Source organism: Anaerostipes faecis (assembly GCF_910574135.1).
Classification (GTDB): domain Bacteria; phylum Bacillota; class Clostridia; order Lachnospirales; family Lachnospiraceae; genus Anaerostipes; species Anaerostipes hominis.
The window spans coordinates 32,874-48,130 of record NZ_CAJSYK010000020.1 but is presented as its reverse complement, the minus strand read 5'-3'; the positions used below and the strand labels follow the sequence as shown (position 1 = coordinate 48,130).

Annotated in this window: 17 protein-coding genes; all 17 read right to left on the bottom strand. The window is 46.6% G+C overall.

Annotation, left to right across the window (positions count from 1 at the left end):
• Window positions 1–381: 381 nt before the first annotated feature.
• On the bottom strand, window positions 382–561 hold the full coding sequence (locus tag QGT46_RS17350; RefSeq protein WP_301591115.1) for a hypothetical protein: 180 nt from the start codon (window positions 559–561) through the stop codon (window positions 382–384).
• Window positions 562–836: 275 nt separating this feature from the next.
• Window positions 837–1,169 (bottom strand): cupin domain-containing protein, encoded by a 333-nt coding sequence (locus tag QGT46_RS12790; RefSeq protein WP_148459074.1) that lies wholly within the window; start codon window positions 1,167–1,169, stop codon window positions 837–839.
• A gap of 154 nt (window positions 1,170–1,323) precedes the next feature.
• Complete coding sequence (locus QGT46_RS12785) at window positions 1,324–2,607, bottom strand: O-acetylhomoserine aminocarboxypropyltransferase/cysteine synthase family protein (RefSeq protein ID WP_024727088.1); 1,284 nt, start codon at window positions 2,605–2,607, stop codon at window positions 1,324–1,326.
• Between the two features lie 15 nt (window positions 2,608–2,622).
• The gene (locus QGT46_RS12780) at window positions 2,623–3,417 is read right to left on the bottom strand and encodes an ABC transporter ATP-binding protein (RefSeq protein ID WP_024727087.1); all 795 of its coding nucleotides are present in this window, start codon (window positions 3,415–3,417) and stop codon (window positions 2,623–2,625) included.
• On the bottom strand, window positions 3,411–4,325 hold the full coding sequence (locus QGT46_RS12775) for an ABC transporter permease (protein WP_024727086.1): 915 nt from the start codon (window positions 4,323–4,325) through the stop codon (window positions 3,411–3,413). Before QGT46_RS12775 ends, QGT46_RS12780 begins: the two co-directional genes overlap by 7 nt.
• 164 nt (window positions 4,326–4,489) lie before the next feature.
• Window positions 4,490–5,506, bottom strand: a complete 1,017-nt coding sequence (locus tag QGT46_RS12770) for an ABC transporter substrate-binding protein (RefSeq protein WP_024727085.1) — start codon at window positions 5,504–5,506, stop codon at window positions 4,490–4,492.
• A gap of 183 nt (window positions 5,507–5,689) precedes the next feature.
• Complete coding sequence (locus QGT46_RS12765) at window positions 5,690–6,688, bottom strand: ABC transporter substrate-binding protein (protein ID WP_148459073.1); 999 nt, start codon at window positions 6,686–6,688, stop codon at window positions 5,690–5,692.
• Window positions 6,689–6,696: 8 nt separating this feature from the next.
• A complete protein-coding gene (locus QGT46_RS12760; protein WP_024727083.1) occupies window positions 6,697–8,784 on the bottom strand; it encodes a polyribonucleotide nucleotidyltransferase in 2,088 nt (695 codons plus the stop codon).
• A gap of 174 nt (window positions 8,785–8,958) precedes the next feature.
• Window positions 8,959–9,225 carry a 30S ribosomal protein S15 gene (rpsO, locus tag QGT46_RS12755; protein ID WP_024727082.1) on the bottom strand — a complete coding sequence of 89 codons (267 nt, stop codon included), beginning with the start codon at window positions 9,223–9,225 and terminating at the stop codon, window positions 8,959–8,961.
• A gap of 126 nt (window positions 9,226–9,351) precedes the next feature.
• Window positions 9,352–10,146 carry a pyrroline-5-carboxylate reductase gene (gene proC / locus QGT46_RS12750; RefSeq protein ID WP_148459072.1) on the bottom strand — a complete coding sequence of 265 codons (795 nt, stop codon included), beginning with the start codon at window positions 10,144–10,146 and terminating at the stop codon, window positions 9,352–9,354.
• Between the two features lie 15 nt (window positions 10,147–10,161).
• Window positions 10,162–11,079 carry an RluA family pseudouridine synthase gene (locus QGT46_RS12745; protein WP_024727080.1) on the bottom strand — a complete coding sequence of 306 codons (918 nt, stop codon included), beginning with the start codon at window positions 11,077–11,079 and terminating at the stop codon, window positions 10,162–10,164.
• Window positions 11,079–11,573: a signal peptidase II gene (gene lspA / locus QGT46_RS12740; RefSeq protein WP_148459071.1), complete on the bottom strand. Its 495-nt coding sequence runs from the start codon at window positions 11,571–11,573 to the stop codon at window positions 11,079–11,081. Before lspA ends, QGT46_RS12745 begins: the two co-directional genes overlap by 1 nt.
• Window positions 11,570–12,661 carry a 3-dehydroquinate synthase gene (gene aroB / locus QGT46_RS12735; RefSeq protein WP_148459081.1) on the bottom strand — a complete coding sequence of 364 codons (1,092 nt, stop codon included), beginning with the start codon at window positions 12,659–12,661 and terminating at the stop codon, window positions 11,570–11,572. The genes lspA and aroB overlap by 4 nt, the downstream gene beginning before the upstream one ends.
• On the bottom strand, window positions 12,648–13,241 hold the full coding sequence (locus tag QGT46_RS12730; RefSeq protein ID WP_024727077.1) for a DivIVA domain-containing protein: 594 nt from the start codon (window positions 13,239–13,241) through the stop codon (window positions 12,648–12,650). The genes aroB and QGT46_RS12730 overlap by 14 nt, the downstream gene beginning before the upstream one ends.
• Window positions 13,242–13,251: 10 nt before the next feature.
• Entirely contained in the window at window positions 13,252–14,004 is a 753-nt protein-coding gene (locus tag QGT46_RS12725; protein ID WP_024727076.1) for an RNA-binding protein, read from the bottom strand.
• A gap of 3 nt (window positions 14,005–14,007) precedes the next feature.
• On the bottom strand, window positions 14,008–14,538 hold the full coding sequence (locus QGT46_RS12720; RefSeq protein ID WP_006565815.1) for a cell division protein SepF: 531 nt from the start codon (window positions 14,536–14,538) through the stop codon (window positions 14,008–14,010).
• 15 nt (window positions 14,539–14,553) lie between these two features.
• The gene (locus QGT46_RS12715; protein WP_024727075.1) at window positions 14,554–15,246 is read right to left on the bottom strand and encodes a YggS family pyridoxal phosphate-dependent enzyme; all 693 of its coding nucleotides are present in this window, start codon (window positions 15,244–15,246) and stop codon (window positions 14,554–14,556) included.
• Window positions 15,247–15,257: the final 11 nt, after the last annotated feature.

Here is a 15,257-nt window from a genome sequence, read left to right as displayed (position 1 = left end):
TTAGCCTGCAGAGCTGTCCCTTTGTCTGTTAAAACTGCGTTTTCCCAAATATTCATGATAATACCTCCTGATATAAACGGTTGTTTCACAGAAGCCATTCAAAAATCTATGGCTATGCTACTTTTTTATTTCTTCAGATCATGATCTCTATAAAGAATATAGCATGGTGCCCTGGGACAATGTGGGCAAGTTAATAGAGTAGCCAATGGATCAGGCTACTCTTTTTCTTGCTGTACACTTTTCGGATCTACATCTGTTCTAAATCCCTTAAACACAGGTTGCCTAAGAGCATTTTTTGTATTAGGCATATACTCTACAACGCAGACATGGCACTTCGTATTGGTGTTAATTGCCTTACAGCTTCTTTTGTTACTCCTGCTGTTACATGTCCTTTATATTGTATCTGCCCATCACCTTTATCCCCAATATGATACTATAAATATTTTTCCCTTTTTGAATATACCCAGTTGTTATAAAGTCTTCATCAGCCATTCTTTTAAATTTGACCCAGTCTTTCGACCGTTTCCCCATATAGTAGATACTTTCCTTACGTTTTGCCACTACACCTTCTAACTTTTTTTCATCTGCAAGTATTTAAATTGCGGCAAAAACAAAGTGAGCAAGCCCACTTCAACGCCCCAACCCCTCCCTCACTCTTTGAGGGGCTTGACAACTTTGCGCGCCAGATGCGATTTGTCGTAGTCAAATGATTTCCTTACGCATCTGTGCACAACCCGCGGAGCGTTTTTTATTTCTTAGGAAAGACTTTCATGCATTAGCGTGGCAAGGACTTTCCTAAGAAATAAAAAAACGTCCGCACATAATAGAGCCGCCGATCAAAATATAACAGTCAAAAGCATTTTAAAACGTTCCTGCCCATACACCGCATGTGGAATCTCTGCCGGCATAACAATGCTCTCTCCATCATTTAAAATATACTCTTTTCCGTCTATGGTAAATTTCCCTGTGCCCTCGAGAACTGTTGCCATCGCATCACCGCCTGATTTGTGGGTGCTGATTTCCTCTCCTTTTTCAAAGGCAAACAATGTCAGACTAACTGCTTGGTTTTGGGACAATGTCTTGCTGACCACCTGTCCATCCTGATACTGCACTTCATCTTGCATCTTAAATACCTCAGCCTTTTCTATGTTTTTTATCTTTGTTCCCATTTTTGTACCCCCTGTCGAATACTATTTAAGCTTTTGCTGATAGTATGCTTCCAATGCCTGTTCTATATACCGTGTGATCCTCAGTGATGAAGAGAAAAATAGCGCCCGGAAAATTCCTCTCAGAAAGTTCCGGGCACTATAATATATTCAGTATTTATCCTATTTGGCTCAACGCCTGGTCAAGGTCTGCAATGATATCCTCAGTATTTTCGATTCCCACGCTGAAACGGATCAGATCCGGCTGTACTCCGGCCTCCAAAAGTTCCTGGTCATTCATCTGACGGTGGGTATGACTGGCAGGATGCAGAACACAGCTTCTGGAATCTGCCACATGTGTTACGATGGCCACCAGCTTTAAGCTGTCCATCATCTGGATCGATGCCTCGCGTCCGCCTTTCAGGCCAAACGTAATAACCCCGCAGGTTCCGTTTGGCATATATTTCTGTGCTCTCTCATAAGCCTCATCGCCTTCCAGCATCGGGCAGTGCACCCATGCAACTTTATCATTGTCTCTCAGCCATGCAGCTACGGCTTTTGCATTTTCACAATGTCTGGCCACTCTTAAATGCAGAGTTTCCAGGCCAATGTTCAAGTAAAAAGCATTTTGAGGTGACTGGATGGAACCCAGGTCCCGCATCAGCTGGACCGTAGCCTTTGTAATATAGGCGCCTTTACCAAACTTTTCTGTATAAACCACACCATGGTACGTCTCATCCGGCTGAGTAAGACATGCAAATTTGTCTCCGTATGCATCCCAGTCAAAGTTACCGCTGTCGACGATCGCTCCGCCCACACATACCGCATGGCCGTCCATATACTTTGTTGTGGAATGGGTGACGATATCCGCACCCCATTCAAACGGGCGGCAGTTGATCGGCGTTGCAAATGTATTGTCAACGATCAGAGGAACTCCGTGTCCGTGAGCCGCTTTTGCAAACTTTTCGAAATCAAGAACGACCAAAGAGGGATTTGAGATCGTTTCTCCAAACACGGCCTTTGTATTATCTCTGAATGCCGCATTTAAATCTTCTTCACTGACTTCCGGATCTACAAACGTTGCTTCCACGCCCATCTTCCTCAAGGTATGGGCAAACAGGTTATAAGTCCCCCCATATAGAGCCGTTGTACAGATGATATGGTCTCCCGACTCCGCGATATTCATGATGGCATAAAAGTTGGCCGCCTGTCCGGAAGAAGTGAGCATTGCCGCCACTCCGCCTTCCAGATCACAGATCTTTGCTGCCACCGAGTCGTTGGTGGGATTCTGAAGTCTCGTATAGAAATATCCCGCATCCTCCAGGTCAAAAAGGCGTCCCATCTGGTCACTTGTGTCGTATTTAAATGTAGTGCTCTGATATACCGGCACCACCCTCGGCTCCCCTTTTTTTGGCTCCCATCCGGATTGAATACATTTTGTCTCAATTTTGTAATCGCTCATGTTTCTTCCTCTCTCTTATGATAATAACATTCTGTCGTTGGCAAAATCTTCCCCGCTGGTTTCCTCAAACTTCTGCAGAAGATCAGTAACTTTCAGGTTCTTCTTTTCTTCTCCTGAAACATCATAGATGATCCTTCCGCTGTTCATCATGATCAGGCGGTTTCCAATGCGTATGGCGTCTTTCATGTTGTGAGTTACCATCATAGCGGTCAGACTGTCCCTCGCGATAATCTTCTCCGTAAGCTCCAGTACTTTTTTCGCCGTCTTTGGATCAAGGGCCGCCGTGTGCTCGTCTAAGAGCAGAAGACTCGGCTTATTCAGCGTAGCCATGAGCAGTGTCAGTGCCTGTCTCTGTCCTCCGGACAATAGTCCTACCTTTGAAGTAAGACGGTCCTCGAGTCCCAAATCCAGCATCGCCAGCTTCTCCTTATACAGCTTTTTCTCGCTTTTCGTAATGCCCCAGCGCAGGCCGCGGTTTTTCCCACGGCGGTGAGCCATCGCCATATTCTCCTGTATCTCCATACCGGCTGCGGTTCCCATCATTGGGTCCTGGAACACCCGCCCAAGCATATAGGCCCGTTTATGCTCCGGCAGGTCCGAAATGTCTTTGCCGTCCAGGAGGATCGTTCCCTGGTCGATAGGATATACGCCTGCGATCATGTTCAGCATCGTTGACTTACCTGCCCCGTTGCCTCCGATCACAGTCACAAAGTCCCCTGGATTCAGGTGAAGATCGATCCCGTCCAGCGCCTTCTTTTCATTGACAGTGCCTTTATTAAATGTCTTGTGCACATCGATGATGTTTAACATGCGGTGTTTCCTCCTTTTCCAGGAATTCTTTTCTGGGAATATCTGGACTTGATCGCCGGAATACCCAGAGCTAATGCCACGACTAATGCCGTAAACAGCTTCATATCGTCTGTGCTCAGTCCCATATACAGCACCAGTGAAATAATCATGCGGTAAATCACAGAGCCAAACACAACAGAAGCCAGTATATACATGAAATTAAACCGTTTTCCAAAGATTACTTCTCCGATAACGATAGATGCCAGACCGATGACAATGGCTCCGGTCCCCATTTTAATATCACCGTATCCCTGGCTCTGTCCAACCAGTGCACCTGAGACGGAGATCATTCCGTTGGAGATGACAAGGCCGATGACTTTTGATGTATTCGTATTGGCCCCCAAAGCCCGGACCATATATTCGTTGTTTCCGGTCGCCCTCAGTGCGCATCCGAGTTCAGTACCGCAGAACCAGTAGATGCACAGCACCACAAAAATGCTGATCACTGCTCCAACCAGCAGTGTTGCCATCGTCTGGTCCAGTTTCAGCGCATCAATGGCCTGAGTGAATGCGGTATCCTCTCCCAGCAGTGATGTATTTGGCTGTCCCATGATACGGATATTGACCGAATACAGGGCAATCATTGTCAGAATACCGGCTAAGATCGCAGGGATTTTTAATTTCGTATGTAAAAATCCAGTCACTGCTCCTGCCGCCATTCCCGCTGCCAATGCGATGACAAGAGATACAAAAGGGTTTACTCCTTTTACGATCATAACTGCGCTGATGCATCCCCCCAGGGCAAACGTACCTTCACAGGACAAATCCGGAATATCCAATATCCTGAATGTAATATAGACACCAAGCGCCATGATTCCCCACAGTGTACCCTGGGCAATCGCACTTTGCATGTTTACTGCTAAATCCATTCTTCTTCTCCTTTTCTTACTTTACTGTCCACGAAAATTTATTATATCACGATTTAAGGCTTTGCACCAGTAAAGTTCTGTGACCTTCCCTATGAAATAAAAAACTGTCTTCTTTCAATTAACGAAAGAAGACAGTTTTGTACCCATCATTCAGGACGGTGCATTTATTTTTTCTTTTCTGTGATCGTTGTCACCATCTTGGCCTTTTTCTCTAAGTTTTTCGGAACTTTGATTCCCAGCTTCTTTACGGTATCTTTGTTGATGATCAAGTCAGCATTGCTCTGATATTCGATTGGCATTGTCTTTATCTCTGCTTTGCCTTCTAAGATCTTGACTGCCTGTGCAGCGGTCTGTTTTCCGAGTTCATAGTAATTGATTCCGTATGTAGCAAGGCCTCCGCCGGTACACATACCTTCCTCTCCTACGATGACAGGGATCTTGGCTTCGTTGGCTACCATAGATACAGTGTTCATTCCGGCTGCGATCAGGTTGTCTGTCGGCGCATAGATGGCATCCGCTTTCCCCTTCAGGGATTCCACTACCTGGCGGATCTCGCTTGATTCGGACACTGTGGCGTCCATGGTCTCAAATCCTAACTTCTTTGCCTCTTTCTTTGCCATAGCGATCTGGATCTTTGAGTTTGCTTCTGCTGAGCAGTATAACATAGCCACTTTCTTCGTCTTCGGAAGCATCTGTTTTAAGAGTTCCATCTGCTTTTTCACCGGTGTCAGGTCTGAAGTTCCGGAAACGTTGTTGCCTGGCTCATCATTGCTCTTTACAAGCTTAGATGCAGCCGGATCCGTCACGGCTGTCACCAGGATCGGAATATCCTTTGACTCATTCGCCATAGCCTGGGCCGCAGGTGTGGCGATCGCCAATACCAGGTCACACTTGTCATTGACAAACTGAGATGCGATGGTCTGACAATTGGACTGCTCATTCTGAGCATTCTTATATTCAATCTTGATCTTATCTCCGTCTTTATATCCGGCATCTGCAAGGCCTTCTTTAAAGCCTTTGTAAGCCGCATCTAAAGCTGCGTGCTCAGTAAGCTGCACAACACCGATTTTCTTTTGTTCCTTTTTTGCCTCGTCTTTCTTGTCACTTCCCCCGCATCCGGAGAGTAGCGCTGCACTCATCACGGCTGCAAGTCCCACTGCCATAAACTTTTTTAAACTCATAACTCTGTCCTCCGTCCTTGTTGTTGCGTCAGCACTTCAACGCTTTTATGTGCTAAATTATAACACTGCCGTTCCTCATTGTCAAGCAAAGAACAAAGTGGGCAAGCCCATCTCATCTCTTCAACTCTCATTCTTTAAGGGGCTTGACAACTTTGCGTGCCTGATGCGATTTGACGCAGTCGCTTATTTACTCTTATTCTGTGTTTTAACGAACTTAGCTGTTTTTTTCAGTTCGTCCGGGACCCGGATCCCCAGTTTTTTTACCTGGTCTTCATTGATGATCAAGTCATACTGATCCTGGTATCCTATCGGCAATTCAGAAACCTTTTTTTTGCCTTCCAGTATATCTTCCGCCTGTTTTGCGGTCTGCTTTCCGAGCCGGTAGTAATTGATGCCGTATGTGGCAAGCCCGCCTCCCGTGCAGAGAGCTTCCTCTCCGACGATCACGGGAATTTTAGCCTCATTGGCCACCATGGTGACGGTATTCATGCTGGCGGAGATGATATTGTCAGTCGGCACGTAGATCACGTCTGCCCTGCCTTTTAAAGACTCCACAACCTGCCGGATTTCACTGGATTCCGACACCGTTGCGTCCATCGTCTGAAATCCCTGTGTCTTAGCCGCCGAACGGGCCTGTTTTACCTGGAGCACAGAATTTGCTTCCGCCGAACAATATAAAAACGCAGCTTTTTTTGCTTCTGGCATCAGCTTTTTAATCAGCCCGATCTGTTCTTTCACCGGAGCCATGTCAGAAGTTCCCGACACATTTGTATCCGGTTTTTTATTATCCTTTACCAGCTTGGCTGCCTGGTGGTCTGTCACTGCCGTGGCCAGGATCGGAATATCCTTCGTCTCCGTAGCCATGGCCTGTGCCGCCGGTGTTGCAATGGCCAGCACAAGATCACTCCGGTTTCCGACAAACTGGGAGGCGATGGTCTGACAGTTGGACTGATCATTCTGGGCATTTTTATACTGAATCTCAATATTTTTGCCGTCCACGTATCCGTCTTCTTTCAGACCGTCAATAAATCCTTTTCTGGCGTCATTTAACGCATCGTGTTCTACCAGCTGCAGAATTCCGATTCGCTTTACATTATCTGACTTTTTGTTTGCACATCCTGTAAAAGCCATCACAGCCGCAAACACTGCCAGGATGCCAAACGCTTGTGCTTTTCGTCTCATATTCTACCCTATGATAATTTTTCTTCCAGTTTTAAGTTGATTCTGCCCATCTTGTCAATTTCCAGTACTTTGACGGCTACGCGGTCCCCAATGTTGACCACATCTTCCACTTTCTCCACACGCTCTTTGGCAAGCTTGGAAATATGGATCAGTCCGTCTTTGTTCGGTGAAACCTGTACAAAGGCACCGAACTGCATGATCCTGACAACCTCGCCCTCATAGATATCTCCTACATTCAGCGGCTCTACGATGGACTTGATGATGCCGATGGCTTTGTCGATCATCTCCTGGTCTTCGCTCAAAATGTCCACTCTTCCGGACTCGTCGATATCGATCTTTACGCCGGTCTCATCAATAATGGCGTTGATCGTCTTGCCCTGTTTGCCGATGACTTCGGAAATCTTCTCCGGATCAATGGTGTACTGGGAGATCTTAGGCGCATATTTTCCTACATGGTCTCTCGCCTCTCCGATGACCGGATTCATGACCTCGTGAAGAATATAGGTTCTTGCTTCTTTTGTCCTTGCGATCGCTTCACGGATGATCTGGTCTGTGAGTCCGTGGATCTTGATATCCATCTGGATCGCTGTGATTCCCTTATCGGTTCCTGCCACCTTAAAGTCCATGTCTCCGAAAAAGTCCTCCAGACCCTGGATATCGGTGAGGATCAGATAATCATCGTCGCTGTCTCCTGTCACCAATCCTACAGAAATACCGGCAACCGGTGCCTTCACCGGCACACCTGCTGCCATCAGTGACAGAGAGGATGCACAGATGCTTCCCTGGGATGTGGAACCGTTGGATTCCATGATCTCAGACACGGTACGGATCGCATACGGGAACTCTTCTTCTGTCGGAAGCACCGGTATCAGTGCACGTTCTGCCAAAGCTCCGTGTCCGATCTCTCTTCGTCCCGGACCTCTGCTCGGTCTGGTCTCTCCTACTGAGTAGGAAGGGAAATTATAGTGGTGCATATAGCGCTTGCTCGTCTCGTCCTGATCCATGCCGTCCAGTCTCTGAGCTTCTGAAAGAGAGCCTAGAGTGGTCACAGTCATAACCTGGGTCTGTCCTCTCTGGAACAGTGCAGAACCATGGACTCTCGGCAGACAGTCAACCTCTGCCGCCAGATGGCGGATCTCCGTGATATCCCTTCCGTCCGGACGCTTTTTATCTTTTAAGATCATTTTTCTCACTGTCTTTTTCTGGAAAGTATACACAGCCTCCCCGATCTGGGACAGCCACTCTTCGTTATCGGCATAGCGCTCCGCTAATTTTTCTTCAATGCCGCGGATATTTTCTTCCCTCACCTGTTTTTCGTCAGTGAAGACCGCTTCTTCCATGGCTTCCGGTGTGATAAAGGAAACCATGTCCTCATACATCTCCTGATCGATTTCATGGTGCTCATATTCATGCTTTTCTTTGCCGCATTCTGCCACAATAGTGTCGATGAATGCGATAATCTCTTTATTTACCTCATGCGCTTTAAAGATCGCCTCGATCATTACGTCTTCCGGCACTTCATTGGCTCCGGCCTCAATCATGATGACCTTATCCCTCGTAGACGCCACGGTCAGTGCCATCTCGGATACTTCTTTCTGGGCCGCAGTCGGATTGATGATAAACTCTCCTTCGATCAGTCCAACCATAGTGGATGCAGTAGGTCCGTCGAAAGGAATGTCAGAAATGCATGTCGCGATAGCAGATCCGAGCATTGCGGTGAGTTCCGGGCTGCAGTCCGGGTCTACGGACATGACAAGGTTGTCCAGCAGTACGTCATTTCTGTAATCCTTCGGAAACAGAGGACGCATCGGCCGGTCGATCACGCGGTCCGTAAGGATTGCATTCTCAGAAGGCCTTGCCTCTCTCTTTAAAAATCCTCCCGGGATTTTACCTACTGCATACTGTTTTTCTTCATACTCGACACTCAACGGAAAGAAATCAATCCCGTCTCTCGGTTTGTCGGAAGCCGTAGCTGTCGAGAGGACAACTGTATCTCCGTAGTGCATAAATGCCGCACCGTTTGCCTGTGCCGCCACACGTCCTACTTCTACAGTTAAAGTGCGGCCTGCAAGTTCCATACTAAATTTTTTTACCATGTTTAATTCTCCTTAAAACGATATTTAAAAGACGCCGAAACAACTAAGCGGTCCACAGCACAGCCTATGGGCTCCTTAGTAGTCTCGGAATACGTCTTTCACAACTTTTTTATTGTATCACAACTGCATGAAAAAAAGAAGACAGGAATTTGAATTCCTGTCCCCATAATTCTGCTATTTTCTCAGTCCGAGTCTTTCGATCAGCGCACGGTATCTTGCAACATCCTTATTCTTTAAGTATGCTAAAAGATTACGTCTCTTACCTACCATCTTTAACAGACCTCTTCTGGAATGGTGATCCTTCTTGTGCATATCAAAATGCTCCTGAAGTTCTTCAATCCTTGCTGTAAGGATCGCGATCTGTACTTCCGGTGAACCGGTGTCATTGGCATTCCTTCCGAATTCTGCAACGATCTGTTTTTTCTTTTCTGATGAAATCATTTTGTTTCCTCCTTAAATTATATAAAATAGCCGCCAGATACTAAGACTTGGTCGGAGATGTCCGAAATCTGAGTACCGGTCAACTCGATGAGTATATCACAGAAAAATTTCCTTGTAAAGGATCATTTACATATTTCTGCTCACTTCCACAGCCGCGCTGGCCGCTTCCATGACAGCACTTCTGAGACCTTTTTGTTCCAGGACTCTCACGGCTTCGATCGTCGTTCCCGCCGGAGAACACACCGCATCTTTTAATTTACCCGGATGGTCTTTTGTCTCGAGGACCATTTTGGCACTTCCCAGCACTGCCTGAGCCGCAAAGGTATATGCTTTTTCTCTCGGAATCCCTCCGAGCACCGCAGCGTCTGCCAGCGCCTCGATAAACATATAGACGTAGGCTGGTGAACTTCCGCTGACACCGACTACCGCGTCAATGAGCTTTTCATCCACGATTTCTACCTTCCCGAAACTTTCAAAAATCTTCCGGACTTCCCGGGCTTCTTCCTCCTCAACATATGGATTCATACACATGCCGGTCATGCCTTCTCCTACCAGAGCCGGTGTATTCGGCATGGTGCGGATAATTTTTGTCTCTTTTCCGAAGCTCCGCTCCACAGTCTCCATAGAAAGCCCTGCCGCAATGGTGACAACGATCTGGTCTTTGCCGACCTCGTCCCGGATCTCCCGGATTACCCTATCATACATCTGCGGTTTTACGGACAAAACAATGATCCTTGAATTCTTCGCCGCTTTTATGTTGTCTGCTGTTGTTGTTATGCCGAGCTGTTCTGAGATCTGATCCATTTTGTCCTCAGAAGGCCCGGAAGCAATAATCTCGTCTTTTGTATATGTGCCTTCTGCAAGAATTCCCGAAATCATGGCCTTCGCCATATTTCCGCACCCTATAAATCCAATTTCCATGCTGATTTCCTTTCTTTAACCTAAACGTTTTAAAAGCTCTTCAAAGTATGCAGGAAGCCCCACCTCAAACTCCATGTATTCCTTCGTCCTCGGATGGACAAATCCGAGGACTTTGGCGTGAAGGCACTGCCCGTCAAGGGAATACCTTGACTTTTTCGGACCATAGACGGTGTCGCCCAAAAGCGGATGGCCTATGGATGCCATATGCACCCGGATCTGATGGGTCCTTCCCGTCTCCAGACTGCATTCGATGTAGGTAAAACCTTCTTTCAGGCGTCCCAGCACCCGGTAATGAGTGACTGCTCTCCTGCCTGTCTCCCGGTCTATCGCCATCTTCTTCCGGTCTTTTCTGCTTCTTGCGATCGGTGCATCCACCGTTCCTGATTCTTCTTTTATATTGTGATAAACAATGGCATGGTAACGCCTTGTAATCGTGTGATCCTTCAGCTGTTCTGCAAGACACTGGTGAGCCATATCATTTTTGCAGACGATGAGAATTCCTGTGGTATCCTTATCGATCCTGTGGACGATGCCGGGGCGCAGTACCCCATTGATCCCTGACAGCTCATCCCTGCAGTGTTCCATCAGCCCGTTGACCAGAGTGCCCTCATAGTGGCCCGGCGCCGGATGAACTACCATATCCTTCGGTTTATTAACCAGGATGATATCCCGGTCTTCATAGACAATGTCCAGATCCATTTTTTCAGGCCTTATGGAGAGCTCGGTCGGCTTCGGAACCTTCAAAATGACCTGTTCACCCTCCCGGACTTTATGATTGCTCTTTTTTTCCGCGTCATCTACCAGCACCGCTGAATCCCTGCAAAGTTTCTGCAAATAGGATCTGGTAAATTCCGGGAACCTTCCGGCCAGACAGACATCCAGTCTGCTGCCGGCCTCTTTCTGCGAAACTGTAAATTGTCTCCATTGTTCCATCAGACCTGTTTCCTTTTTTCTAAAAATGCAAAATCGTCTTCTTTATAGTAAATGAGAATGAGAAAAAACAGCACTGTCATAGATACTGTCACATAGATGTCAGCTACGTTGAACACAGGAAAATTGATCGGTTTAAAATAGAAAAAGTCCACCACATACCCCCTGAAAATTCTGTCTATAAGATTGCCGACGGCTCCGGCACATAAAAAAACGTAGCAAAAGCGGAGCGGGCGGTATTTTTTCTCATCCGGCAGCTTAGAATAAGCAAATGTAAGCAGCGCCACAGCAAGCACCGTGATGACAAAAAACAGCCATTGCTGATTTTGTAAAATCCCAAAAGCCGCCCCCCTGTTTTCCACATACTGAAGTTCAAATATATCTTTCAGGATTGAAATCCCTTCTCTCCCTTTCAGGGACATCACCGCCGCTGCCTTAGAAATCTGGTCTGCAGCCAGAAAAATTGCGATCGCGGCGAATACTTTTATCTGCTTCATCTCAGCTCTTCCTCTAATACTTCCATCATTTCTTTGTCGCTGACCGTGAGGTCAATGCAGGCCTCCCCGATCCTTTTTAAAAGAATAAAACGGATATGTCCTCCTGCCATCTTCTTGTCAGACTTTGTTGTCTCTATGATCCGCTCCGGCGTCAGCCTGTCAAACCTTTGATCCAGAGAAAAGGCATCAAACAATGCACATGCTTCCTCTGTCTCTTTTTCAGATAACATCCTGCGGTTTCTGGAAAGCTTCAGAGCGAGCCTGCACCCGGCCGCCACACACTCTCCGTGGAGCAGGGAAAAATCCATCAGAGTCTCCACTGCGTGGCCCAGTGTATGTCCAAAATTTAAAAGGGCACGCTCTCCCTGCTCTTTCGGATCTGCCTCCACGACCCGCCGTTTGATATCACAGCTTTTTCGGATCATCTCAAGCATTGTATCCGGATCTTTCGAGAGGATCTGCTTTTTATGGTCTCTGATCCAGCGGTAATACTCCTGATCTTTGATCAGTCCGTGCTTTACCACCTCTGCCATTCCGGACAAATACTCCCTCTTTGGAAGACTCTTTAATGTGTTGACATTGATATAGACCAGCTTGGGCTGGTGAAAAGCACCGATCATATTTTTGTATTGGATAAAATCTACGCCGGTCTTTCCTCCGATGCTGCTGTCCACCTGAGAAAGCAGAGTCGTCGGAATCTGAATGAAATCGATCCCTCTTAAATAAGTCGCTGCGGCAAACCCGGCCATATCTCCTGCCACACCGCCGCCCAGAGCCACAATCAGGTCCTTCCGGTCAAAATGATTCCGGATCAGCTGCTCGTATAAATGTTCCACGGTCTTCAGCTGTTTGTGGGCTTCTCCCGCACTGAAGCTGAATGTGGTCACTTTCGTGCAGACAGGGCCTAACAAGTCATACAACTCTTTTAAATAGAGCGGTGCTACATTGCTCTCTGTCACAATGCACACTTTTCTGTTTAATAGGCCAGCATCAGAGAGTGCCTCTGTCAGGTCATCAAAAGAGTCCCTGAAATAAATATCATATATCTTTTTCCCCTGTTCCCTGACGCTAAGCTTACTCTCTTCCATCATAATCAGGCTCCTCAGCAGCCGCTGCCTCTGTCTCTTCTGTCTCTTCTTTCTCTTTTTTGGAGATCTCCAGATCATATACCGGGTTCTTCAGATAATCCAGCTGCCCGTTGATAAACTGCATCATTCTGGATTTGTATGACACATAATCCCCAGTCAATTTGTTGATCTGTTTTTCCAGAGACGCGATCTCTCCCAGCTTTTCCTGGTTTTCTTTGTCAAATGCCTCTCTCGCCTGCCTTGCAAAATCCTCGGCTTCTCTTCTGGCTTTTTCAAGGATCTCCCTGGCTTCCATCTCTGCCTGCTCTTCCATGGCTTTGGCCGCCTTGTCGGCATTTGCGATCGTCTCCTTGGAAGTTTCCTCCGCAAGCACCAGTGCCTTTTTTAATGACTCTTCGATGACACGGTAATGATTCAGATTCTCTGTAAGGGCTGAGACTCTCTCTTTCAGCTCGTTGTTTTCTTTGTAAACTTTCTCGTAATCTCTGGCCACTTCTTCGAGAAATTCATCGACTTCAATAGCTTTATAGCCAAATCCTCTTTTCAGTTCCTTACCTAATAACTCGATTGGTGTAATCATGTGCATCCTCCTATTTATAAATTTGCAGCTTTACGTGAAATCTGCCCTTCTTCGTCTCTCTTCCCAGTTTCTGAAACCGGAATTTGCCGAATCCCCGGACAGATATGACGTCTTCTGGTTTTGCCTGGTAACTGTTCCTTGTCTCCATTTTTCCTCGGATGAATACTTTCTGACTCTGAAATAATGAAAGAGCCTTGCTCCTCGAGAGGCCGAAAGCCAGCCCCACAAGCGCATCCAGCCTTGGGGAAGACACAAATCCATCTTTTGTAATATATTCCTGGCAGTAATGAATGTCCTTAAAATCCATCTGGACGGTTTCCACCTGTGTATTCCTGACCTTTGTAAGTTCCCGGCACAGAAATTCAGCCATATGTCTGAAACAGAAAACATAAGCCTCCCCATCCGAAACTAAGATATCACCGATCTGGCTTCTCTCAATCCCCAGGTTCATGAGAGCACCAAGGTAGTCCCTGTGGGTGAGCGTTTCTGCAAACTTTTTAAAAAGAGGCGAGATTTTGGCACATGCCAATGGAATCTCACCTTCATATCCAAACATCTCTTCTGAGCCGAACACAATAATACAGCGGTCATAATCTTCATGGCCGCCATAAAGTGATGCGTCTGCAAAAGAAAGATCCTGTCTCATCTCATGAAAGAGGCTCTGTTCCCTCTCCGACAAAAACGGTGTATGGGTATACACTGAATTCATAAATGCAGTCTGAGCCAATTCTTCCAGTCGCTTTTTAAACAGCTGCTCGTCCATGGCTTATTTTAGCTGAGGTGAGATGATATTTTCATTCATGATCTCACTTCTTAAATCTCCATTGACCTCAATGCTGTCCGGTGCCGCAATAAAAATATTGTTGGAAACAGCCTGAAGGGAGCCGTCAATCGCATAGGTCGCTCCGCCCACAAAGTCGATGCTTCTCTGGGCAACCGTCAGCTCAACTCCTTCTAAGTTGATGACAACTGTCTTGCCTTCTTTCAGAAGATCTGCTGCCGTCTGGGCCTCTGCAAAGTCCTGAGGCTTGATCACGTAAACTTCTACACCGTGTCCGTTCATAGATACTACTTTTCCGGAGCCGAAGCGGCGGGGTTTCGGATCTTTCGTTTCTCTGCTCGTATATGTGATCGGTTCAATCACATTTGACTCTTCTCTGACAGTGTCTTTTTTCCGGAAGAATGAGCGCCGTTCTGTATCCGGTTCTTCTTCTTCCTCTTCGTATTCGTCGTATTCATCATATTCTTCATCTTCCGTAAGTTTCATAAAATTCAACAGCTTATCCACTGCACCCATGCTCTTTATCCTCCACTATTTATTGTAGTCTCTTTCCCCAAAAATACCTGTTCCTACCCGTACCATGGTAGAGCCTTCTTCCACCGCAACCTGATAATCATTCGTCATACCCATGGAAAGGATGTTCATAGCTATATTATCAAAGTTTTTCTCTTTGATGTCAACAAATAATTGCCGCATCCTTCTGAAATATACCCGGTTATTTTCTGGATTTTCCACGAATGGTGCGATCTGCATGAGTCCCTGCACAAAAACGCCCGGAAGGCTAGAAATTTCTTCCAGCGCACTGTAGAGATCTTCTTCCATAAAGCCGGATTTTGTCTTTTCCCTTGCCAGGTTCACTTGAATCAGTACCGGCACCTGGATCTTGTGTTTTAAGGCTTCTTTGCTGATCTGTCTTGCCAGCTTTATAGAATCCACAGAGTGGACCAGCGCCACCTTATCCACGATATATTTCACTTTATTTGTCTGGAAATGGCCGATCATATGCCAGCGCACCGGAGACTTGATCTCCTCATATTTCTTCATGATCTCCTGGACCTTGTTTTCCCCGAAATCCATGACCCCGCAGTCCATAAGCTCCTCGATCATAGACAGAGGTTTTGTCTTGCTGACCGCAATCACAGTAACCTCTTCCGGATCTCTCCCCACCTTTTCACAGGCAGCCTTTACATTTTCTTTCACTAGATTGTACTGATCGATTAACATATCACACACTT